The organism is Phycisphaeraceae bacterium, from assembly GCA_019636655.1.
Lineage (GTDB): Bacteria > Planctomycetota > Phycisphaerae > Phycisphaerales > UBA1924 > JAHBXB01.
The window spans coordinates 180968-204224 of the sequence record JAHBXB010000005.1 but is presented as its reverse complement, the minus strand read 5'-3'; the positions used below and the strand labels follow the sequence as shown (position 1 = coordinate 204224).

At 67.5% G+C, this 23257-nt stretch carries 20 protein-coding genes; 9 read left to right on the top strand and 11 right to left on the bottom strand.

Annotation, left to right across the window (positions count from 1 at the left end; all coding sequences use genetic code 11):
• The 3 genes from KF745_13850 to KF745_13840 are packed head-to-tail and all read right to left on the bottom strand — an operon-like array spanning position 1 to position 4836.
• Positions 1–348, bottom strand: coding sequence for an Hpt domain-containing protein (locus KF745_13850; protein MBX3359499.1), 348 nt, complete (start codon positions 346–348; stop codon positions 1–3).
• Positions 332–3634, bottom strand: coding sequence for a response regulator (locus KF745_13845; protein MBX3359498.1), 3303 nt, complete (start codon positions 3632–3634; stop codon positions 332–334). The genes KF745_13850 and KF745_13845 overlap by 17 nt, the downstream gene beginning before the upstream one ends.
• Positions 3631–4836 (bottom strand): HD domain-containing protein, encoded by a 1206-nt coding sequence (locus KF745_13840; GenBank protein ID MBX3359497.1) that lies wholly within the window; start codon positions 4834–4836, stop codon positions 3631–3633. The genes KF745_13845 and KF745_13840 overlap by 4 nt, the downstream gene beginning before the upstream one ends.
• A 75-nt stretch (positions 4837–4911) precedes the next feature.
• Here KF745_13840 and KF745_13835 point away from each other — a divergent pair, with 75 nt between their 5' ends.
• The 4 genes from KF745_13835 (at position 4912) to KF745_13820 (ending at position 8549) form a co-directional block, all read left to right on the top strand.
• Positions 4912–5526: a paraquat-inducible protein A gene (locus tag KF745_13835; protein MBX3359496.1), complete on the top strand. Its 615-nt coding sequence runs from the start codon at positions 4912–4914 to the stop codon at positions 5524–5526.
• 71 nt (positions 5527–5597) lie between these two features.
• Positions 5598–6476, top strand: coding sequence for an MCE family protein (locus tag KF745_13830; GenBank protein ID MBX3359495.1), 879 nt, complete (start codon positions 5598–5600; stop codon positions 6474–6476).
• An 18-nt stretch (positions 6477–6494) separates the two neighbouring features.
• Positions 6495–8030, top strand: coding sequence for a class II fumarate hydratase (locus KF745_13825; GenBank protein MBX3359494.1), 1536 nt, complete (start codon positions 6495–6497; stop codon positions 8028–8030).
• A 54-nt stretch (positions 8031–8084) separates the two neighbouring features.
• A complete protein-coding gene (locus KF745_13820; GenBank protein ID MBX3359493.1) occupies positions 8085–8549 on the top strand; it encodes a hypothetical protein in 465 nt (154 codons plus the stop codon).
• 14 nt (positions 8550–8563) lie between these two features.
• Here the strand turns inward: KF745_13820 and KF745_13815 are convergent, their stop codons facing one another.
• The 6 genes from KF745_13815 to KF745_13790 form a co-directional block, all read right to left on the bottom strand.
• Positions 8564–9373 carry a hypothetical protein gene (locus KF745_13815; GenBank protein MBX3359492.1) on the bottom strand — a complete coding sequence of 270 codons (810 nt, stop codon included), beginning with the start codon at positions 9371–9373 and terminating at the stop codon, positions 8564–8566.
• Between the two features lie 31 nt (positions 9374–9404).
• Complete coding sequence (locus tag KF745_13810; protein MBX3359491.1) at positions 9405–10184, bottom strand: hypothetical protein; 780 nt, start codon at positions 10182–10184, stop codon at positions 9405–9407.
• 19 nt (positions 10185–10203) lie between these two features.
• Positions 10204–10959, bottom strand: a complete 756-nt coding sequence (locus KF745_13805; GenBank protein MBX3359490.1) for a hypothetical protein — start codon at positions 10957–10959, stop codon at positions 10204–10206.
• 50 nt (positions 10960–11009) lie between these two features.
• Positions 11010–11798, bottom strand: coding sequence for a hypothetical protein (locus KF745_13800; protein MBX3359489.1), 789 nt, complete (start codon positions 11796–11798; stop codon positions 11010–11012).
• A 128-nt stretch (positions 11799–11926) separates the two neighbouring features.
• Complete coding sequence (locus KF745_13795) at positions 11927–13069, bottom strand: hypothetical protein (GenBank protein MBX3359488.1); 1143 nt, start codon at positions 13067–13069, stop codon at positions 11927–11929.
• 8 nt (positions 13070–13077) lie between these two features.
• A complete protein-coding gene (locus KF745_13790; GenBank protein MBX3359487.1) occupies positions 13078–14343 on the bottom strand; it encodes a hypothetical protein in 1266 nt (421 codons plus the stop codon).
• A gap of 945 nt (positions 14344–15288) precedes the next feature.
• On the opposite strand from KF745_13790, the gene KF745_13785 reads away from it, so the two are divergent.
• Positions 15289–16443, top strand: coding sequence for a cobalamin-dependent protein (locus tag KF745_13785; GenBank protein ID MBX3359486.1), 1155 nt, complete (start codon positions 15289–15291; stop codon positions 16441–16443).
• Between the two features lie 70 nt (positions 16444–16513).
• A complete protein-coding gene (locus KF745_13780) occupies positions 16514–18115 on the top strand; it encodes an MATE family efflux transporter (GenBank protein MBX3359485.1) in 1602 nt (533 codons plus the stop codon).
• 10 nt (positions 18116–18125) lie between these two features.
• On the opposite strand, the gene KF745_13775 is transcribed toward KF745_13780, so the two are convergent.
• On the bottom strand, positions 18126–19733 hold the full coding sequence (locus KF745_13775; GenBank protein ID MBX3359484.1) for a GNAT family N-acetyltransferase: 1608 nt from the start codon (positions 19731–19733) through the stop codon (positions 18126–18128).
• A gap of 112 nt (positions 19734–19845) precedes the next feature.
• On the opposite strand from KF745_13775, the gene KF745_13770 reads away from it, so the two are divergent.
• The 3 genes from KF745_13770 to KF745_13760 all read left to right on the top strand — a co-directional run bounded on the left by KF745_13770 (position 19846) and on the right by KF745_13760 (position 22669).
• The gene (locus tag KF745_13770; GenBank protein MBX3359483.1) at positions 19846–21285 is read left to right on the top strand and encodes a serine/threonine-protein phosphatase; all 1440 of its coding nucleotides are present in this window, start codon (positions 19846–19848) and stop codon (positions 21283–21285) included.
• A 615-nt stretch (positions 21286–21900) separates the two neighbouring features.
• On the top strand, positions 21901–22401 hold the full coding sequence (locus tag KF745_13765; protein ID MBX3359482.1) for a DUF2975 domain-containing protein: 501 nt from the start codon (positions 21901–21903) through the stop codon (positions 22399–22401).
• A 55-nt stretch (positions 22402–22456) separates the two neighbouring features.
• On the top strand, positions 22457–22669 hold the full coding sequence (locus KF745_13760) for a helix-turn-helix transcriptional regulator (protein ID MBX3359481.1): 213 nt from the start codon (positions 22457–22459) through the stop codon (positions 22667–22669).
• Here the strand turns inward: KF745_13760 and KF745_13755 are convergent.
• Complete coding sequence (locus KF745_13755) at positions 22666–23214, bottom strand: MOSC domain-containing protein (protein ID MBX3359480.1); 549 nt, start codon at positions 23212–23214, stop codon at positions 22666–22668. The two genes, KF745_13760 and KF745_13755, sit on opposite strands and share 4 nt — an antisense overlap.
• Positions 23215–23257: the final 43 nt, after the last annotated feature.

Sequence of the window (23257 nt, the reverse complement as noted above, 5' to 3'; positions counted from 1 at the left end):
CTACGACCTCGCCTTGACGAACTCGCCCAGCTCCCCGGTGAGCGCTGCAAGCCGCTCCTGCAGCCGCCGCACGATCTCCGGAGCCGCGCCGAGATCGCCGCTCTTGCCCATCCGCTCGAGCTCGAACGCCAGCCCCTGCGTCTTCGGCGCGCAGAAGTTCGAGATCATGCCCTTGAGGGCGTGCGCCGACCGGCCGAGCGCCGCGCCGTCCCCCGCGACGGCGGCACGGAAAACGTCCTCCATGAGTGCCCGCCCGTCGGTCGCGAGCATCCCGACCGTCTCGGCCAGAAACGCGATGTCGCCGTCGATCCGATCCAGAAGTTCCGCCTCATCAAACTCGATTGCCATCTGCAGCTCCCTTCATGACGCGGGCAATCTCGGCGAAGAGCGATTCCTTCTTGACAGGCTTGGCGACATAGCCATCCATGCCGGCATCGATGCACATCTCGCGATCCCCCTTCATGGCGTTCGCGGTCATCGCGATGATCGGGATGCGCCCGCCGGCTCCCGCCTCGCGGGCGCGGATCTCCCGCGTCGCATCAAGGCCGTCCATCTCCGGCATCTGCAGGTCCATCAGGATCAGATCGAACGGGTTCTCGCCCCATTGCTCGACGGCCCGGCGGCCAGTCTCCGCCAGCACGATGCTGTGACCGGCCCTCGTCAGCAACCGCACGGCGAACTTCTGGTTCACCGCGTTGTCCTCCGCCAGCAGGATCCGAAGAGGAGGCACGTCGCCGTGCTGCGCCGCGGCGGGCCTTGCCTGCTCGGAATCGAGCCGAGTAGCTCCCGAGAGGATGCGCATCAGGTTGTCCAGCAGAAGCGACTGCTTGACCGGCTTGAGCAGGCGAACCGCGATGCCCAGCTCCGCGCAGCGGGCGTTGTCGCCCGGAGAAGCCGACGAGGTAAGCAGCAGAATCGGAAGGTCCCCGCCGGCGGATCGCGACCTCACAGCCTTCGCAAGACCGAAGCCGTCCATCTCGGGCATGTGGAGATCTGTGATGATCAGCGACACCGGCTGACCGGCGTTGCCCAGGCGGTCGATCGCCGCGAGCGCCGAGGCGCCCGAGTCTGTCGCGACCGATCGCAACCCCCACTGGCCCAGCATCGCGGAGACGATGCGGCGGTTGGTCTCGTTGTCGTCCACGATCAACGCCGTCTTGCCTTTGAACAGACGCGCGGCGTCCTCGTGCGTTGTGGAAGGGCGGTCCACACCGATCTTGAACCGGGCGGTGAACGTGAACGTGCTCCCGACTCCCGGCGTGCTGTCGAACCGGATAGACCCCCCCATGAGCTCGGCAAGCTGGCGGGAGATCGCCAGGCCCAGGCCGGTGCCGCCGTACTTTCGGGTCGTTGATGACTCGGCCTGCTCGAACGGCTTGAACAGCCGGGCGGCCGCGTCGGGGGCGATACCGATCCCGGTGTCCCGGACCGCAAACTCGAGCGTGACGTCATCGCCCGACCGCTCGACCACCCGCACGCCGACCACGACCTCGCCCTGGTCAGTGAACTTGATAGCGTTGCCAACGAGGTTCACGATGATCTGCCGGAGGCGGTAGACGTCGCCGATCACGGCATCGGGGACATCGCTCGGCACGTCGTAGGCGAGCTCGACGCCCTTGCTGCTGGCGCGCAGCGCCAGCGGATTCAGGGTGTCGCTCAGGGCATCGCGCAGCAGGAAATCGCCCGGGTCGAGCTCGATGCGTCCGGCCTCGATCTTGGAAAAATCGAGGATGTCGTTGATGAGGTTGAGCAGCGCATCCGCGGACGACTTGACCGTCGTGAGGCAGTCTCGCTGCTCCGGGGTCAGATCCGTGTCCAGCGCAAGATCCGTCATCCCCATGATGCCGTTCATCGGGGTACGGATCTCATGGCTCATATTGGCGAGAAACGCGCTCTTGGCGGCGGTGGCCGCCTCCGCTTTCGCCTTCGCCTCGCGGATCTCGATCTCAGCCTTCCGGCGCTCCGTGATGTCCCGCATCGAGCTGCAGACGCACAGGCCGGCCCGACCGGGGATGCGCAGCGGACTGAGACTGATCTCGACGGGAAACTCGGAGCCGTCCTTGCGGACCGCGGCGAGCTCCATGCCGGAGCCCATCGGTCGGACGCCCGCCGACTCGTGGTAGCTGCGACGCATGGCCGGGTGAGCGGCGCGGACCCGCTCCGGGACCAGCATCTCCACAGCCCGGCCGAGCATCTCGTCGCGGGAGTAGCCAAGGAGTTGCTCGGCCTGCCTGTTGACGAGGATGATGCGCCCCTCCTCGTCGGTGATGATCAGCGCATCGGGAACCGCCTCGAGGAGCGTGCGGAACTGCTCCTCGCTGGCGCGGAGCTCATCGGCCTGTCGCCGCGTGGCATCGAGCAGCTCCCCCGTCCGCAGGCCCCGCTGGAGCACGTCTAGGCTGAGGGCGACAACCGGCAGCAACTCGTCGAGGAGCGCCCGGTGGGCCTCGGTCGGAGCCTGGAACGAGGCGAACTCGAGCACACCAAGCGGCGTCTGCTGCACCAGGAGCGGGAAGGCGGAGGCGTGCGTCGGCGGTGCGCCGCCGAGTCCGGATTCCACATGGAGGTACTCCGGCGGGAGCCCCGACAGCGTCACGGCGGCTCGCTCAACCACGCACTGACCGGCGAGGCCCTCGCCAAGTCCCAGCTCCGCCGGGCCCGACCGGGCCAGGCCAAAGCCGGCGACGCGACGGAGGACCCCCGTCTGCGCGTCGACGATGTGCAACGCCGACACGCCGCCGCCGAGCAGCGGCGTCAGCTCGGAGAGCAGGCGTTGACCGAACCCCTCCAGCGTCTCGGCGGACTGCACCGAGCCGGCGACCCGCGCGACGCCCGCCTTGACCCATCGCTGCCGCTCCGCCTCGGCCGCGCCCACACGGAGCACGTCGATCCCCCTCGCCAAGCCGCCGATCTCGTCGCCGGATGATGTGAACGGGACCGGCGCCTCAAAATCTCCCTTGGCCAGCGTTCCCAGGGCCCCGCTGAGTCGCGCGAGCGGGCGCGTAATGCTGCGGACCACCGCAACACCGATGATCCCCGTCAGCAGCAGCGCCGCCGCGCCCGCGGAAATAGCGACCACGCGGGCTCGCCGAAACGCGGCCAGCACCTCGGCCCCCAGGTCTCGCCCGACGCGAACGTTCACATCCGCCCACTGCTTCGTCATCGCGGCGAGCCGCTCGGCCAGTGGGACGACCTCGTCCTCGTACCGAAGGACGGCCTCGCTGCGACGACCGGCGTCGTACTCCGCAAGCACCGCGTGAGCGCCCGAGATCCATTGGTCGCTGAGATCGTGGACACGAGCGAAGATCTGCGCGTCCTCTTCGTTGCTGACAAGATCCTGCGCGTACCGCGTGAAGAGCGACTCGAGATCCGACGCGTTCGCACTGAGATCGGCCCGGCACTCGGCGCAGGCGGCGGAGTCATTGGAGGTAACGCAACGACGGAGCTGGAGGCGGTGGACGCTGAAGATGGATGAGAACCGCTCGATGGTGGCAAGACTCTCGATCTGGGTCTGGGCCAGTTCACGCGTCCGCAGCTCCAGGGCCTCGGTCTTGCGGAACGCGAGCACCGCCAGCGCCAGCGTCGCCAGAAGCGGGACAACCACGAGAATGACAAGCCGTCGCGAAATACTCATGGCACGTCCCCGGTCCGCTGATCGATCGGTCCCTCCCCGTGGAGAAGCGGCGCGGCGTGTTGAAAGACCGCCTCACAAGCGAGCAGCGCGTCAACGATCTCGGGATCAAACTGCGTGCCGCGCCCACCGCTGATCATGCCGACCGCCTCCCCGTGCCCGAGCGCCGGCTTGTAGACACGCTTCGTGGTCAGCGCGTCGTAGACATCGGCCACGCTGACGATACGCGCTTCCAGCGGAATGTCACCCCCGGCAAGGCCGCGCGGATACCCGGCGCCATCCCATCGCTCGTGATGCGACGCCGCGATGTTGCGGGCCATCATCAGGAGATCGTCCGGTCGGTCCTGGGCGAGAATGGCGTCCAGCGCCACGGCGCCGATCTCCGGGTGACGCTCGATGATGCGCCGCTCCTCCGGCGTGAGCCGCCCGGGCTTGAGCAGCACGGCGTCGGGGATACCCACCTTGCCGATGTCGTGCAGCGACGACGCAAGTTGAAGATTGCGGATCCACCCGTCGGTCAGGCCAAAGCGGACACGGAGTTGCTCTGCGAGCACCCGGCAGTACGCGGCGATGCGCTCGAGGTGCTCGCCCGTGTCGGTGTCGCGGCTCTCCGCGAGCTTGGCCAGGGCGAAAATGAGCGTGTTCCGCGAGCGGAGCGCATCCGCCTGACGCTCGGCGCGCAGCCGCTGGGTCTCGGCGTCGTGGAGCGCCTCAGCCCGCAGTATCAGGCGGTACGCCCGATCGTGGTACCGGACCCGCGCGATGAGTTCGATCCGCTCCGGCGGTTTGACCATGTAATCGTTCGCGCCGCGCCGGAACGCCTCCGCCTTGGTGCGCGGCTCCTCGTCGGAACTGAGGACAACCAGAGGCGTCTGCCGCGTCGCCTCGTGCTCGCGGTAGGCCCCGATGAGGTCAAGGCCATCGGCATCGGGCATGACGAGGTCCTGGAGAATCACCGTCGGGCGGTGCGCCTCGACCATCTTCGGGATGTCGGCGGCACTCCGGCAGTAGTAAAACTCGATATCCGCCTCCCTCGCCATGAGGTGGCCGATCGACTTGCCGAAAATCGGCTGGTCGTCCACGAGAAGAACCACCGGGCCGCCGCCCGGGTTGGCGGGACCCCCGATCACGCAACGACTCTCGAAGCAGATTCGTGTCTCGGGAACATCCGCACGATCATCGTTGGTCCGCTCCTGGGTGCCCAATGGAGCAATGGTAGCAGGCGCTCACAAACCCCCGCACGAATCCCCAGACCCCGAATTCCGTACAATTGTGCGCCGATGCGCACCGCCCAGCCCACACTCCCGCTCCGCACCTGCCATTCGTGCGGGCTCCTCCAACGCATCCCCATCTGCGCCCACGGCTACGAGGCCCGCTGCTCCCGCTGCCGGTCCAGGGTCCGCTCGGACTCCCGCGTCCGCTCCCTCGCATGGCCCGCGGCGTTCTCGCTCGCGGCGCTCATCCTCTTCCCCGTCGCCATGGCCCTCCCCGTCCTCGTCCTCCACAAGCTCGGGCACGCGCGGGAGACCACCATCTGGCAGGGCGTCGTCGAACTGCTCTCCGACGGCCACATCGCCGTCGGCCTCATCGTCCTCGTCTGCTCCGTCATCATCCCGCCCGGTAAACTCATCGCCATGCTCCTGCTCTGCGGGCGGGACCGCTTCCTCGAACGCCGCCACCAGGCCGTCACCTACCGCATCGTCGACTGGCTCGGCCGCTGGGGCATGATCGACGTCCTGCTTGTCGCCATCCTCGTCGCCGCCGTCAAGCTCGGCTCCTGGGTCGACGTCACCCCCGGCCCCGGCATCGTCGCCTTCGCCGGTGTCGTGATCCTCAGCATGCTCGCCTCCGCCGCCTTCGATCCCGCGGCGATCTGGGAGGACCAGTCCGAATGACCCCCGCCGACCCCCCCACCCCCCCTCCGCCTCCACATCCCGGCGATCCCGCGCCCGATCTCCCAGTCAGCGTGCCCACCGCCAAGGTCACCCGCCGCCGCCCCATCTCACCGGCGTGGCTCATCCCCCTCGCCGCGCTCATCCTCGCCGCCATCCTCGCGTTCCAGTCCTGGTCCCAGCGCGGCCCTCGCCTCACACTCCAGTTCGAGCAGGGCCACGGCATCTCCGCCAACGACCCCGTCGTCTACCGCGGCGTCCGCGTCGGCCGCGTCGCCGAGGTCTCGATCGATCCCGCCCACAACCGCATCAGCGTCGACATCGAACTCAGCCGCGACGCCTCCGAACTCGCCTGGGGCGGCCGCTTCTGGATCGTCCGTCCCGAACTCTCCCTCACCCGCATCGCCGGCCTCGAGACACTCATCGGCCCCCGCTACGTCGCCGCCGACCTCCCCGCCGATTCGAACCCGACGGTCACCACCGTCGAATCCCCCCCCGTCGTCCGCCCCACCCTCTCCGGGCCGGGCCTCTCCCTGCTCCTCCGCGCCCCCGCCCTCGGCTCCATCCGCGGCGGGTCGCCCATCACCTACCGCGAGGTCCCCGTCGGTACCGTCGTCTCCATCGCCCTCTCCGACGACGCCCGCACCATCGAGATCATCGGCCGCATCCAGCCCGAGTACGCCCACCTCGTCCGCGCCAACACGCGATTCTGGAACGCCTCCGGCATCGCCCTCGACGTCGGCCTCATGGGCGGCCTCAAACTCAAAGCCGAGTCCCTCGCCACCGTCCTCGCCGGCGGCATCGCCTTCGCAACCCCCAACAACCCGGGCCCCGTCGTCAAGTCCGGCCACGCCTTCGACGTCGAACGCGACCCCGTCGACGACGCCGCCAAGTGGTCTCCCAACCTCGCGATCCCCAGCGTCATCCCGCCGCCCGAACCCGCCCGGCCCTAGCCCGATCTACACTGCGGCATGACCACCCCCGCCCACCCCGCCACCCGGACCGAGAAGGACACCATGGGCGCCATGGAAGTCCCCGGTGACGTTCTCTACGGCGCCTCCACCCAGCGCGCTGTCCTCAACTTCCCCATCTCCGGCCGCCCGGTCCCCGACCGCATCATCAAGGCCTACGCCATCCTCAAGGCCGCCTGCGCCGCCATCAACCACCGCCTCGGCCGCCTCCCCCAGGTCAAGGCCAACGCCATCATCGAGGCCTGCCACGAGATCAAGGAGGGCCTCCCCGCCCTCGGCGGCCTCGCCAAGCACTTCCCCATCGACATCTTCCAGACCGGCTCGGGCACCTCCACCAACATGAACGTCAACGAGGTCATCGCCAACCTCGTCTGCGTCCGCCACCATAAGCCCATCGGCAGTTCCAAAGACGCCGCGTGGACCGCCCCCGGCTCCCCCGGCGTCCACCCCAACGACCACGTCAACATGGGCCAGTCCTCCAACGACACCTTCCCCACCGCGATGCACATCGCCGCATCGCTCCAGATCGCCCACGAACTCCTCCCCGCCGTCAACATCATCGCCGAGCAGCTCGAGACCCACGCCCGCGCCTGGGACACCGTCGTCAAGATCGGCCGCACCCACCTGCAGGACGCCACCCCCATCCGCCTCGGCCAGGAGTTCTCCGGCTACGCCTCCCAGATGCGCCACGCCGAAGAGCGCCTCCACCGCGCCCTGCACACCCTCTCCGAACTCCCTCTTGGCGGCACCGCCGTCGGCACCGGCATCAACGCCCACGAGGATTTCGGCGCCATGGTCGCCGCCGAACTCATGCACCAGACCGCCGGCTCCTCCGGCACCTCCCGCTCCGCCGTCCACTTCCGCGAGGCCGCCAACCACTTCGAGGCCCAGCACGCCAAGGACGCCATCGTCGAGACCTCCGCCCACCTGCGCACCCTCGCCATCAGCCTCAGCAAGATCGCCAACGACATCCGCTGGCTCGGCTCCGGCCCCCGCTGCGGCTTCGGCGAACTCATCCTCCCCGCCGTCCAGCCCGGCTCCAGCATCATGCCCGGCAAGGTCAACCCCGTCATCTGCGAAGCCGTCATCATGGTCTGCTGCCAGGTCGCCGGCAACGACGCGGCGGTCTCCCTCGGCGGCTGGGGCGGCATCGGCTCCCTCCTCGACCTCAACGTCGCCATGCCCGTGATGGCCGCCAACCTCCTCGATTCCGCCCACCTCCTCACCCGCGCCTGCCTCGTCTTCACCGACAACCTGCTCCGCGACCTCAAGCCCGATGAGAACCGCTGCAAGGAACTCATCGAGGGCTCCCTCGCCATGTGCACCAGCCTCGTCCCCGTCATCGGCTACGACAAGGCCGCCTCGCTCGCCAAGGAAGCCCACAAGCACGGCAAGACCGTCCGCCAGCACGCCTACGACACCGTCGTCGGCCAGAAGGACCTCGCCGGCAACACCATCGCCCGCGAGCACATCGACCAATACCTCGACCCCTGGTCCATGACCCTCCCCGGCGGCGAGGGCAGCGCCGGCGGCTGATCCGCTCGTTTCTTTCTAAGCAAGAACGCGCACGCGTCCCCCGACTTCTTCCGCATGCTCACCCCCCTCATCATCCTCGCCCTCCTCACACTCCCCTACATCCTCCTCGCCCCCGTCCCCGCCCTCCGCCGCGACCCCGCCCGCCGCGCCTGCATCGGCCTCTCGCTCGTCTTCTGCTTCACAGGCGTCGGCCACTTCATCACGCCCGATGCGATGTCCGACATGATCCCGCCCCTCGGACCCCTCGCCTCCCCCACCACCCGCCTCGCCATCATCTACCTCACCGGCCCCATCGAGATCGCCGCGGGTCTCGCCACCCTCCCCGCCCGCGCCCGCACCGCGGCGGGCCTCTTCCTCATCGCCCTCCTCATCGGCTTCCTCCCCTTCAACATCTACGCCGCCATCAACCACATCCCCCTCGGCGGCCACGCCTGGGGCCCCGCCTACCTCCTTATCCGCATCCCCCTCCAGGCCATCCTCATCGCCTGGTGCTGGTGGTTCGCGGCAAGGCCGCGATAGCGGCCGCACCACTCTCATCCCACCATCCCCTTCATCACACCGGGCTTCCCCGTCGCCTGGATCGCCTTCAGGTGCTTGCGCATCCGATCAAGCAGGTTCCAGTACATCACCAGCGCGATCAGCGGACCCACCATGATGACAATCCCCACCGTTGCCAGCACGGGCAGCAACCACATGTACACCTTCGTCCGCTTCACCACCCAGCCATCGGGTACGCGTCGTGCCAGCCACCTTGTGTACCGCATCATCGCAAAGAACTGGACGGCCCACAGGACCTTGTCGACCACGAAGAGCACTACCACAATCACCACCATCCACGCCGCACCCGTGCCGCCCGACGCCAACAGCAATACACCGGTCAGAGTCGCCGCCATCGCCGCAATCTGCCCCATCACGGCGATCTGCAGCACGCGCCGCGCCGAGCCCGGCCGCTCCGTTCCTGTGAACTGCGGATCGCGAACTGTGAGCCGCAGATACCCGCCCGCAATCATCAGCACCGACACGATCCCACAACCCTGCAGCCCCCAGTCAACCCACGCTTCCACGACGAGGGCCCTGGCAACGATCCCGGCCACCTGGACCGCGAGATACAGCAGGATCCCCCCCAGCACCAGCGTGTGCCCCTGCAGCGCCGCGCCGATGTACTCCTTCGATGCAAACTGCAGCAGGATCCCCCGTAGCGAATCCGCCACCGGTCGCCCGCACTCCGGACACACGCCACCCACCGGGAGCCCCACCAAGTCGTACCCGCACCCAATGCAACTCCGCCGCTCCAGAAGAACATCCATCCCGCCCGCCCCAACCGCCGGAGTTGCTTCGCTCATCGCCGCAACCTATCCGAACACAACATTGTTTTCAAGCCGACCTGCCCCGCCCAAGCCGCAACCGCATCCACGCCGCCACCCCGCACCACATCGCAACCGCTACCGACATCAGGATCCCCCGGTACACGCCCCCCACGAACACGACCGGCACCACCCACACTCCCGCCGTCGCGCCCGCCGCCAGCCACCGGTCCGGCACCCGTCCCGCCAACCACCGCGTGTACCGCATCATCGCGACGAACTGAAACCCCCACAGGAAGTACGTCGCAAGCGTCAGAGGTCCCCACCAACTCCACGGCTCCACTTCCCCTGCATACACCGGGATCACTCGCACGGGCACCGCCACGGCCATCCCAAGCGACGCCGCACGCAGCACCCGCCGCGCCGCATCCGGCCACACGACGTCGACAGCAAGCCCCTCGGGCATCGTCACAAGCAGGCACCCCACACTCACCACCACTGACGCCGTGACGCCCAGTGTCCACAGCGCCCCGAAGACAATGCCGCCAGGCTCCCAGTTCCCGCACGAAACCAACAGCACCGTCGCCAGCACCGCCAGCCCGATCTCCAACATCGAATACCCCAGCCGCAGATGCCGGACCCATCGCGGCCTCGCATCACGCAGCAGCAGCCCCTCCCGAAGCGACTCCGCCACCGCCAGACCGCACTCCGGGCACTCGCCTGCGATCGGCAGCCCCACCAGGTCGTACCCGCACTCGAAACAACTCCTCTGCTCCCGGACCTCGCCCGCCGCGGCCGAGGGCTCAGCCTCGCTCCCCACCGCCTCATCATCCCCAACCGCAACATTCATCCCCTCAACCTACCTGTTTTTAGGCCGACTTGCCCCGCCCCAACCGCCACCGCATCCACGCCGCCACCCCGCACCACATCGCTATCGCCACCGGCATCAAGATCCCCCACCAATACACGCCCCCCATGAACACCATCGGCACCACCCACACCCCCACCCTCGCACCCGCCACCATCCACGGATCCGGCACCCGCTCCGCGAGCCACTGCGTGTACCGCGTCATCGCCAGAAACTGAACCACTCCCAGTATGAACGTCAACCAGTCTCCCCACCATCCCCACGGAACAAGCACTCTCTCGAACGCCGGTACCGTCCGCGCCAGCAAGACCACGATCAGACCGAGCGACACCGCCCGCAACACCCGCCGCGCCGCATCCGGCCACACCAAATCGATCTTGATCCCTTCGGGTACCGTCACAGCCAAGCACCCCACGCTCATCACCGCGGCCGCGGCGATGCCCAACAGCCAAAGCGCCCCACTCGCCGCTCGACCGCGTCCGAGCCCGCCCGCAACGCCGGTCACCAACACAGCCGCGAGCGCCGCCAGCCCGATCACCGCCACCGAATACCCCCACCGCACGCTACGGATCCATTCCGGTTGCGCAAACCTCAGCAGCAATCCACCCTGCAGCGACTCCCCCACCGCCACCCCGCACTCCGGACACCGCCCAGCCCGCGGCAACCCATGCAGGTCGTACTCACACCCCACACACCGCGGATGCCCCGCCACCTCCTCGCTCCCCACCGCCTCATCATCCCCAACCGCAACATCCATCCCCTCAACCTACCGCGCCCCACGCCACGCCGCCAGAGTCCGGCCGCCCCCTACGCCGCCACCATCTCCAACGGCGCCGGCGTCAACACCCACTTCTCTCGAATGTCCTTGAGCTCCCTCCGCATTCGGTACAGCAGGCTCCAGTACACCGTCAGCGCGACAAGCGGCGCAATGACCGCAATCACCACCACCCAGAGCATCCATGCCGGCAGGATCCACCTGTAACTCGAAGCCCGCTCGACCAGATCGGCATCCGGTACCCGCCCGCCAAGCCACTTCGCATACGGCATCATCGCGGCGAAATGAACAGCCCAAAGCACCCACTCGGCAAGCAGGAAGAACATCGCACCGTGCAGACCGCCGGACGGACCGGAAGCCATCCATCCGATCGCCAGCAGCGCCTGAGCAACCACCACCACCCGCACCGCCCACCGCGCCTCGCTCGGTTGTTTCATCCCCATGATCCGCGGGTCGGGAATCGTCAACCTGAAGCAGCCCACCGCAATGACCAGCATCGCCCCAACCTCGATCGCCGAGAACGTCCACCAGACCTCCGCCGTCGCCCAGGGCAAGAACGCCACGCCGACCACACGCGCAACCACGAATGCCAGAATCCCGCTCAGCATGAGCGTGTGCCCCAGCTGCACCGCCGCAAGATACTCGCGCGTCGAGTACCGCAGCAGCAGCCCCCGCATCGACTCCCCCACCGCCGCGCCGCACTCCGGACACCGCCCATCACCCGGCAGCCCGATCAGGTCGTACCCGCAGCCAACGCACGTAACGGGCTCCACGACCACCCCCAACCCACCCACGTCGGCCGCTGGTTTCCCATCGCTCATCGCGGCAACCTATCCCCGCCATCCCCACGATCGCAACAGGCCCTACTCAGCCCAGGAACACCAATCCCCAGTCCACGCCCCCTGCCGGGATGTGTCGGAGGGTCAGCCGCCCCTCTGACATCCGCACATCACCCTCCCCCTCCCACCCTCTCCACCTCCCGGATCGTCATCACCATCCGGTTCACCACAACCCAATACGCCCCCAGCGCCACCGTCACCGCCAATCCAAAGAACACCGACCCCGCCGCGGCGACAACCGGAATCACCACCATCCCGACCGTCGACCACTTCACCGCGACCGGATCCGGCGCCCTCATCCCCAGGCACATCGTGTACCACAGCATCGCCGCCAGGTGAACCGCCCACGCCACCGCCACGATGACCTGCGGAACACTTACAGCGATGTCTTCCTGCGGCCCCCACGCCGCAACCGCCGCAATCACCAGCATGAGCGCCAGCGCCGTCCCCCGCGACGCCAACCGTGCCATCCTCACCAGCGGCACGCTATCGACCCGCTCCGAGCGTGTCGTCACCAGCAGATGCCCCGCACCCACCGCAACCCCCGCCGCCGCCACGGCCACTCTCGGAGGCCACCAGCGTCCATCAGACCCCCAGAGCGCCATCGAGATCAGCCACCCATCCATCGCCAGGATCACCGCCGGAATCGCGCCCCTCGCGACCTCGTACCCCCGTCGGACCCGCCGCACATACTCCCGCGGCAAACGCTTCAGCAACTCCACCCGCAGCGTCTCCCCCACCTCAAGCCCACACTCAGGGCACCGCCCCTCCGCCGCAAGCCCGAACACGTCATACCCGCACCGCACACACCCACGGTGATCGCCAACCACCCCCGACGCAGTCGCCAGACCGCCTAACTCGATATGGCCCGACTCCAACCGCCGGCGCACACTCCACACGATCACCGGCAACGCGAGCAGCACGCCGGGCCACATCGGGATCACCACCCACACCGCCGCGCCGCCGCCCCCAGGGGTCGGCCGTTCGAAACCTCCCCGCGGCAGCACCACAAAGCCGCCGTTGTGAAACTCCGAACAAGCAAACGACAAACCCCACACTGGACCAAGGTTCTGCGAGCACCACCCAAGCATCACCGCGCCGTGATTCGCCGTCACAGCGAAGTGCCCGTACACCTGAGTCGTGCGGCTGCCAAACAGCGACCCGATCAATACGAGGGCACACACGACGGCGACCCCCAGCAGCGTCCACCGCGCCCAGCGCCTGTCGAGGATGAACCGGCGATCCGCTCGCATGACCAAGTTTACAACTCCGCGCCTTTCGCCCCGGGAGGTGTCGGAGGGGCAGCCGCCCCTCTGACATCTGCATTCCTTGACGCCACCACCTGCTCGCTCCCGCACTCCGGACACACCACCGCCGCGCCGGTGCCCTCCGCCGCCGCCCCAAGCCCCACCATCGAATACCCGCACCCGCCGCAACGCGGCCCATCCTCCCTAGCCCCCGCGATCTTCCCGACCCTCTTGAGCCCCAGCACCCCAAACCCCACCGCCGCGACCGCCACCACAACCTGCCACGCCGGCGAAGTCGCCACATCGAGCCCTTGCGAATACACCCACCCCGGCTTGCTCCACATTCCGAATGATCGATCTCGGACGTGGATCGCCGCGACCGCGTACCCGAGCACCGTCATCGGCGCCACGGCCCACAACGGCGATAGGGCCACCACCGCGATCCTCGCGCTCCCCACCGGTCCGAGCACCATGCCCTTGCCACGGCGCTTCCGGATCGCCCGCACGAGGCGCAACATCAGCGCGGCGACTCCCATCAACGCCAACGCCGGCGCCACAATCAGCACGCCGCCAATCAGGACAGCATAAAAACCCACCCATCCAAAGTACTCCAGCATCGTCGGAAACGGCTCGGCTGCTGCGGTTCCATCCGACGACACCCACATCCCGAAGAGCCACCCGGCACACATGATCCCAACGAACACAGCACCCCACGGCGACATCCGCGCCGCCACCTCGGCCAGTCTCCACGGCGCCACCACCAGCACCAGCGAAGCCCCGAGCCATCGGTATCTCTTCGGCCGGCCGTCGCCCACACTCTCCCGCTCGCTCCGATCGATGTGGCTCGGCACCGCCAGTCTCTCCTCGTCCCCGCGGCAGACATTCCGAGCGTATTGCGGTACGCAGAGGTCGTACCCGCACACGTGACAGCACCCATCGCGCCGACGCCGCGGCATTCGCATCCAGCACAGCACTTCTGGAAGAACCAGCAGCCCGCCAGGCCACACCGGAATAATGAACATCACATCCGTTGTCACGCCGGCGGCCGATTCCCAAGCCAAGTGTCGCGGCCACCAGGTCATCTCGGACGTCCCACGCCCACCGTGCCATTCGACCGGTGATGCGGGTCGGGTTGGAACGACGCTCCAGCCGAACGTCGTGCACCCACCGGCGAGGGTCACACCGAATCGCCCCGGCTTCACAACGCCCATCCCGACGAACGACGACACGATGAGCACAAGGATCGACACATACCCCGCGAGGAACAGGGACCGCCTCACCGGCCGCGCCAAGATCCAGCGAGTGCGACCCGCAATGATGCCCATGTCTGTGCCGCCAGGAGTCACCGACGTCTGACTGCCACTCAACGGAACCCCGGCTCCACCGCTCCTACCTCCCGTCGTTTATCACAAACTTCTTCGGATTACTCCCATCCACCGATCGCACCATCGGATCCACCTGACGCGATCCGCCACCCGCGCGGCCTTCCTGGGGAAGGAGGTGCCGGAGGAAGGGGCCTCCCCTTCCTCTGGCATCCAAAACTCCCTCACCAGAATTCCTATCAAAACCCAATAAAACCTCTTGAAACCCCACTCAAAATACGTACACTAACCCCAGAATGCACCCCTCCGGCCCTCCATTCCACCCCACTCCAGACCAGGCGGCCTCCATCCTCGCCGCGCTCTACGACCCCGCCTCCCCCGCCGACCTCTCCACCATCGCCCGCGCCCACGGCGCCTCCCTCGCAGCCCTCTCCCACTGGCTCGCCTCCCCCGAGGCCGACGCCCACCTCGCCGCCCTCGAGTCCATCCTCGCACGCCGCACCCGCCTCGCCGCGTCGGCCACGCTCCCGGCCGTCGCAACCGCCCTTTCCACCCTCCTCGCCGCCGAGCAGGCCGATGCCGCGCGGCCGGACGGCGCTCATGCCGAACGCCGCGGCGCCCGCGAGTCCGCCCGCAAGGTCTGCTCCCTCCTCCTGCGCCTCTCCAACTTTACACCCGGCCCCCGCCGCGCTCGCTCCGCGCCGACCTGCCGCCACCGTCCCCAACCCGCGGCGCCCCTCGCCGCCGCGCCGGCCGCTCCTTGCCATATCGAGCGCCCGTTCGCGCCCACCGCTGTGTTCCGTCCCTCAATTCCAGCGAGCCCCAAGCCCCGCGGCGCAGCGCTCCCCGCCCCCCAGGTCGCGGCATGCCCGAGCCAATCCCTGTCCCCTATATTGCTCCTGCATGACCACCGCACTCAACGTCGCCACCACCGAGTTCGAGAAGAAAGACCGCTGCGCCGACCTCGACCACCGCCCCCGCGTCCTGCTGGGCAAGATGGGCCTCGATGGTCACGACCGCGGCGTCAAGGTCATCGCCCGCGCGCTCCGCGATTCCGGGGTGCACGTCATCTACTCCGGCCTCTGGCAAACCCCTCGCTCGCTGGCCGTCTCCGCCCGCGATGAGGATTGCGACGTTATCGCCGCGTCGATGATGTCTAACTCCCACCTCGTTCTGGGCCCCAAGCTCGTCGAGTCCATCCGCGAGATGGGCCGCCCCGACATCCCCATCCACATGGGCGGCATTCTCCCCCAAGAGGACCTCCCCAAGCTCCTCTCCGGCGGCGTCGCCAAGTGCTTCACCACCGGCACCGGCTTGCTCGACATCGTCGCCGCCGTCCGCGAAACCGTCCGCCCCTACTCGACCACCATCGCCGGCGCCACCCCCTCCGCCCAGCTCGCCCGCGACATCTCCCTCATCCACGCCGGCCGGCCGATGCGCCCCGGCGCCGTCCGCCGGCGGCCCAGGCGCATCATCGGCGTCACCGGCTCCCCCGGCGCCGGCAAGAGCACCCTCGTCGCCCAACTCGTCGGCGAGTTCACCCGCCGCGCCAAGGACGACCCGTCCATGGGCCGCTGCGCCGTCCTCGCCTTCGACCCCATGTCCCCGATCACCTCCGGCGCCCTCCTGGGCGACCGCCTCCGCGTCGACTTCAACACCCTCGACGAAGCCGTCTACTACCGCTCCCTCGCCATCTCCGGCGAGGACTACCACGCCGTCAACGAGATCATCGAACTCATCGGCGGCGCCGCCGGCCCCGCCCCCTTCGACACCGTCTTCGTCGAGACCGTCGGCGCCGGCCAGAACGAGACCCGCATCCGCACCCACGTCGACCGCACCGTCGTCGTCCTCACCCCCGGCATGGGCGACGCCGTCCAGATGGACAAGGCCGGCATCCTCGAAATCGCCGACCTCTTCGTCTGCAACAAGGCCGACAGCCCCGGCCAGAACGAACTCGTCCGCGACCTCCGCGACGTCGCCGGCCGCCGCCCCATCCTCGAAACCGTCGCCACCCGCGGCCAGGGCGTCCCCGAACTGCTCGACCGCCTCCTCACCTGACCCCCCCGCCCCCACCCACACGCACCCCAAGCCACGGCCGATCGCCCGCTCTCACAGACGACCCCCGCCCGTGGCCACCACCAGCCCCATCACCGCCCCGCTCGACCCGGAAACACTCGACCCCTCCCTCGAGGTCGCGCCGCCGATCCTCCCCTCTCGCCCGCCCCGCACCCCGGGCATCACCCCGGACGGCCGCCTCATCTCCGGCCGCCTCGCCGGCCTCACCATGTGGGGCGCCATCCGCACCCTCTCCTGGCCCATCCTCGCCCAGTCCTTCCTCACCGCCCTCGTGGGCCTCACCGACACGGTCCTCGCGGCGGGCGTCTCCTCCTCGGCCACCGACGCGATCGGCGGCGCCGCCTACGTCCTCTGGCTGGTAGGAATCGTGGTCATGGCCATCGGCGTCGGCGCCACCGCCCTGATCTCCCGGTCCGTAGGCGGCCGCCGCTTCGCCGTCGCCAACGCCGCCCTCGGGCAGTCGATCCTGCTCGCCGCGATCAGCGGCGTCGGCATGGCGCTCCTGGTCGCCGCGCTCTCGGTCCCGCTCGCGTCCGTCCTTAGCCTCACCGGCCCGGCGAAGGCGGAGTTCTTCCGGTACATCCTCGTCTCGTGCCTCGGCGTCCCGATGCTGTCGGTCCTGTCGGCGGGCATCGAATGCGCCCGCGCCGCCGGCGACTCCTACCGCCCGCTCAAGTCCATGGTCCTGGTCAACGTGATCAACATGGCCGTCTCATGGATCCTCGCCGGAGTCGACCTGACCCGCTCATCCATCGTGAACGGCCAGGAGGTCACGCACGTCATCCTCCACAACCCCTTCCCGTTCCACCTCGGCGTGACCGGCATCGCGCTCGGGACTGTCATCGCCCAGGCCGCGGGCGCCGCGGTGATCCTGCGGCTGCTGGTCTCCGGCTCGCCGGGGATCGTGCTGCGGCGCAAGCGCCTGCGGCCGCATTGGCACACGATGCGCCGGATCCTCAGGGTCGGCTTCCCGAACTTCCTCGAGACCCTCGGCATGTGGGCCGGCAACTTCCTGATCGCGATCATGGTCGGCTGGATCGCCGTCCAGCAGAGCGCCGGCGGCGATTCCAGCGGCCTGCTCGGGGCGCACATCGTGGCCGTGCGGATCGAGTCGTTCTCCTTCCTGACCGGCCTCTCGCTCGGCACGGCCGCCGCGGCGCTGACGGGGCAGTACCTCGGGGCCGGCAGCCCCCGGATGGCCCGGCGCTCGGCGCTGGCCTGCACCGGCCTGGCCGCGGCGATCATGGCCCTGACGGGCGCCGCTTTCATGCTCATCCCGCGCCAGATCACCGGCCTGGTCTCGTCGCAGCCGATCCACCTGGAGATCGTCCCGCAACTGCTCTTCATCACCGGCACGATCCAGGTCCCGTTCGCGGTGGCGATCGTGCTCCGGTCCGCGCTGCGCGGGGCCGGGGACGTGAAGGTCGTGATGTGGATCACCTGGATCACGACCTATGGGATCCGCCTGCCGCTGGCGTACGCCCTGAGCGGGGCCGACATCCCGCTGCCGGGCGGGGGCCTAATGCACAACCCGTTCTGGTCCGGCGGGGGGCTGGCGGGGCTGTGGATCGGCCTGTGCATCGAGATCGTGCTCCGGGCGGCGATGTTCCTGTGGCGGTTCGTGCAGGGGGGCTGGCTGTCGATGAGGGTGTAGAGCCGAGGGATCAGACCTCCTGGGGCCCGGTCTCGGGGTCGATGTACCGGACGCTGTACAGGTCCTTGCGGCGGTCGGTCCAGGGCCGGACGGTGCCGTCCATGCGGTTGCGCCGGAGCAGTTCGAGGTCGACGTCGTGGACGACGACCGTCTCGATATTGGGCATGCTCTCGCTCGCGACCGCGTCGCGGGCGAAGGGGAAGTCCGAGGGCGTGAGCACCGCGCACTGGGCGTAGTGCATGTCGGCGTTGTCGACGAAGGGCATCATGCCGGCGCACCCGGCGATGGCGACGTACATCTGGTTCTCGATCGCGCGGGCCTGGGAGCAGTGCCGCACGCGGAGGTAGCCGTACCGCTCGTCGGTGTTGAAGGGGACAAAGAGGATCTTGGCGCCCTTTCCGGCGGCGATCCGGGCGAGCTCCGGGAACTCGCTGTCGTAGCAGATGAGGATGGCGACCTTGCCGCGGTCGGTATCGAAGACCTCGACCCGGTTGCCCGGGCTCACGCCCCACCACCTGGCCTCGTTGGGCGTGATCTGGATCTTGTACTGCTTGCCGATGGTGCCGTCGCGCCGGAACAGGTAGGCGATGTTGAACAGGTCGTCGCCCTCCACCGCGAACTGCGAGCCGCCGACGATGTTGACGTTGTAGCGGATGGCGAGGTTGTTGAACAGTTCGAGGTACTGGGGCGTGTACTCCGCGAGCCGGCGGGCGACGACGGACGGACGGCCCGTCTCGATGAGGCACAGCAGTTGCGTGGTGAACAGTTCAGGGAACACGACGAAGTCGCTCTTGTAGTCGGAGCCGACGTCGACGATAAACTCGCACTGCTTGGCGAACTCGTCGAAGCTCGTGACGCGTCGCATCATGTACTGCGCGAGGCAGAGGCGGACCCGGGTGACCGCCTGGAACCGCTGGTTCGGATCCTTGACGTAGTCGAGGTTGGTCCATTCGAGGAAGGTCGCGTAGCCGCGCGAGGCGGTGTCGCTCGGGAAGTAGTTCGGGATCAGCCCCTTGAGCGCGAAGCCGTTGGAGAGCTGCACCGTGAGGACGGGGTCGAAGAGTTTCTTGGCGATGACGTGGTCGGTGTACTCCGAGGCGGACATGCGATCGGCCTGGGCGTTGTAGCCGGGGATCCGGCCCGCGATGATGATCCGGCGGATGTTGCGGGCGCGGGCGAGCTGCTTGCGCGCCTCGTAGAGCCGGCGCGCGAGTTTCAGCCCGCGGAACTCGGGATCGACCATGATCTCGATCCCGTAGAGCGTGTCGCCGAGGGCGTCGTGGTTTCGGATGTACCCCGAGTCCGAGATGATCTTCCAGTCGTGCCAGTGCTCGTGGCGCTCAAAGTCGACGATGAGGCTGCTGGCCGAGGCGACGATCCGGCCGTCGTACTCGACGCAGAACTGGCCTTCGGGGAATGTCCGCAGCTGGCTGTTGATCTGCTCGGCCCCCCAGGTCGTCATCCCGGGGAAGCACCGCGACTGGAGCGACACGATCGCGTCGAAGTCCTCGGGACGCAGGTTGCGCACCGACAACTTGGTCTCGAACTCGGCCAGTTCGAGCGGCTCCACCGGATTCGGAAGGCGATTGGAGTCCGGCTGGGGATGGGGATGAGGCATTCCGTCATTATACGGAAAGGTCTCCGATCGCGGGTGTGCGCGCGCCCGGCGCTCGTGCCCTTCGCAACACGGCGTCGCCTTCGCCCACCTGGGAACTCAGTATGCTCTTTCGATGCGCGACGGCCATTCCATGTCCCCCAGCCTCGAACTTTCCCAACGGGAGATGGACGAGGCGCGACTCGGCCTGCTGCGCCAGCGTGTGGCGTCGTTCGGAACCGTCGTCGGCCTGCTGCTCATCCTGCTTGCCGGGATCCAGTGGTGGCTGCGCTCGTCGGTTCTCCCAGAGCCCGACACACGAGCCGGGCGGGCCTGGGTGATCGTGGGTCTCGCGACTGGTGTCGCGATCATCGTTTTGCCGCGGATCCGGAAGCGCCGGCTTCAGCAGTTGACGCTCCGTGCCCTGGTGTGGCGGACAATCTGGATTGTCACGATGGCGGCGCTCAGCCAGGGGCAGGGAACCGAGGATCTGTCCAAGGGCGCCGACCGGGCGATGCACGCGCTCGGACTGGGGGTTCACGTGAGCCCGATCGTGGCGCTCGCGGGGTTCATGGTCTTGCTTCACAGCGCCGCGGCGATCATCGTGCCGTGGACCGTGCTCGAGGCGTGCCTTCCGCCGATCGCGTGGGCGGCTCTCGCGCCGCTGGTCTCGTCGGGCTCGCGGGACCTGGGGGGCTCGGTCGCGCTTGGCCTAAGCCTCCCGCTTCTCGCGGGCATTCCCGGCGTCGCGGTGACTGTCCTCCGCGCCGGGAGACTGCGGGAAACGCTTGGGCTGAGGATGGCGGGCGCGCGGTACGCCGAGGTCGAGCGGGAACTCGCGATGGCGCGTCGCCTGCACGAGCGGCTCTTTCCGGCGCCCGTGCGAACGGGCCCGATCCGGCTGGAGTACGCGTACGAACCGATGCGGCAGATCGGCGGCGACTTCCTCGACCTGGTACGCGGGCGCGACGGGTCGCTACTGGTGATCATGATTGATGTCACGGGGCACGGTGTCGCCGCGGCCCTGGCCGTGAACCGCCTGCACGGTGAGATCAAGCGGCTCCTTGCCGAGTCCGAGAGCGCTGCGCCTTCGGAACTCGTCCGCGCCCTCAACCGCTACGTGCACCTGACGCTGGCGGACGAGTCGGTCTTCGCGACGGCCGCGGCGGCTCGCATTTGGCCGGATGGGTGCGCCCGTCTGTGCATCGCCGGTCACCCCCCGCCGATGCTGCGTGCGACCGATGGGTCCGTTTCCACCATTCGCCCCACAGCCGCGATCCTCGGTCCGTTTGCACCGGGGGAATACGAGGCAGACGAGGTTGAGGCCCGCATCGGTCCCGGGGCCGTTCTTGTGCTGTACACCGATGGAGCAATTGAGGGCCGGGACGCCAACGGCCGCCTGCTCGGGGAGGATGCGCTCAGGTGGGTGTTGGACGAAGTACCTGCTCCTGGGAGCATTCCCGCGGCCGCGTTGCAGCGGATCTCGATGCGCCGGGTTGGAGCGGCCGAGGACGATGTGCTCATCGCCACGATTTCGACTACGCCCGCAGAGATACCGGGCGACTGTCGATCGTGAGGCAGCTATGAAGCGGCTGACACACTTCGGAGCATGGCTGGGCCTGGTGATATCGCTCTTGCTGCTGGCAGCCATCATGCTGAGCATGTTCAGGCTCGTTGCACGAATAAGCCCGACTCAGAGGATGGTAATCCTGGAGTGGGGTACGTTGTTCGTTCAATGGCCTATTGGAGGGCCTGGACTGCCCCTGCTCGACAGCTATTGGCACATTCAGCTGGCACGTCCGGAAGTCGGCTGGTACCTCTTGCCGGGGATAGGCGGAGATTCGCGAATCGATGCGGTATTCGTTCCGCTCTGGGTTCCGATGGCTCTTGTGCTCATCCTCACGGCGTGGTGCTGGCGATGCTGCCCTGACCGGCAGCCACGTCACGGACATTGCCGGTGCGGGTACGACCTCAGGGGGCTTGTTTCGTCAACCGTGTGTCCTGAATGCGGGCGTGACCCTTGACCATTGCTAAGACTCCTTGTCGCCGGGGTCCGGGCCTGCGAAGCCAGCCGCGTCGGAGATTCTCAGGCTGAAGCGGTCTGCACCCATACCCACGCTAAACAATCGAATTATCACGATTTTCGATAAATCCTTGTTGACATCCGATATTCCGGGGCTATGCTGGGCGTATGGCAAGCCTCAAATCGCAGCTGACCAAGCGGAGCTCCACGGCGTTTCTACAGGGAGTCATTGTGCTCATCGGCATTGGCTCTCTCGCTTTCATGCTCTGGGAGCCTCACCTAGAGGGCCGGAACGTGCGAGCCACGGTCTTTGAGATCTACTTTAAGGATCCATTCCTGGCGTATGTGTATCTTGCATCTGTTCCATATTACGTTGCTCTCTATAGTGGTTTCAAACTGTTAGGGTATGCAGGACGAAACCAGGCATTCTCTCAAGCATCCGTGAGATCTCTTCGGACTATCAAGTTTTGCGCGATATCCATTATCGGTTTTATAGCAGTAAGCGTGCTGTTCATGCGACTTGACGACCCAGATGACCGGCCCGTTGAAGTCATGCTTCGCATCATCCTGACCTTTGCCTGCATTGTCGTCGCCACCGCGGCGGCGACGTTTCAACGGATTCTACAGAATGCCGTTGACATGAAGTCTGAGAACGATCTCACGGTGTGAGACCGCCGACAGATGTTTCACGGATCCAATACGTCTCGTGTCCACTATATTAAACATGTCAATCATCGTAAATATCGACGTCATGCTGGCCAAGCGGAAGATGAGCGTCACCGAGCTTGCCGAGAAAGTCGGCATTACGATGGCCAATATCTCCGTATTGAAGAACGGGAAAGCAAGGGCCATCCGATTCTCAACACTGGATGCGGTCTGCAGGGCTTTGGAGTGCCAGCCAGGTGATGTTCTAGAGTACAGGAGAGACCCTGACTAGCTACGTCTGACTGGATCGTCCGGGCCGCTTGCTCGTGTGTCCGCGTCGGCGGGCCCGGCAGTCGACGGGTGTTCTTCCCGGAGATCGGCGGAGATTTGCGCGGCCGAGCATGATTCGAGGCCCGAGACTCGTACCCACACCGTCTCCCCCACCCGCAACTCACCCTCCCTCACGACCCTCGCGTACACGCGGCTGTCGCCCGCGTGCTGTTCCTGCTTGACCCGGTTGAACTCCAGGCCACGGAACGATTCACGGATTGTTGAGCACGGCGTGGTGTAGGCCGTTACTTCCAACACAACGCCGCCCGCGAACTCGATCACCCTGCCCGGGGCTACGGCTTTCCATTCGAGACCCGCCACGGTGACATTCTCGCCGATCGTGCCGGGCCCGATCGGGTGCCCCTCGGCGCGGAGCCGGTCGATGACTTCCATCGCGAACAGGCAGACCGCCCGATCGACCCCGCCGTGGTGCTTCGTGTCGTGGTGGCCGTCCCCGACGAGTCCCTCGGGCGTGACCTGCGCGCGTTCGACCGCCAGTTTGGGCACCCCGCCGCGGGAGACACTGAGTTGGACGATGCGACCGGGCTGA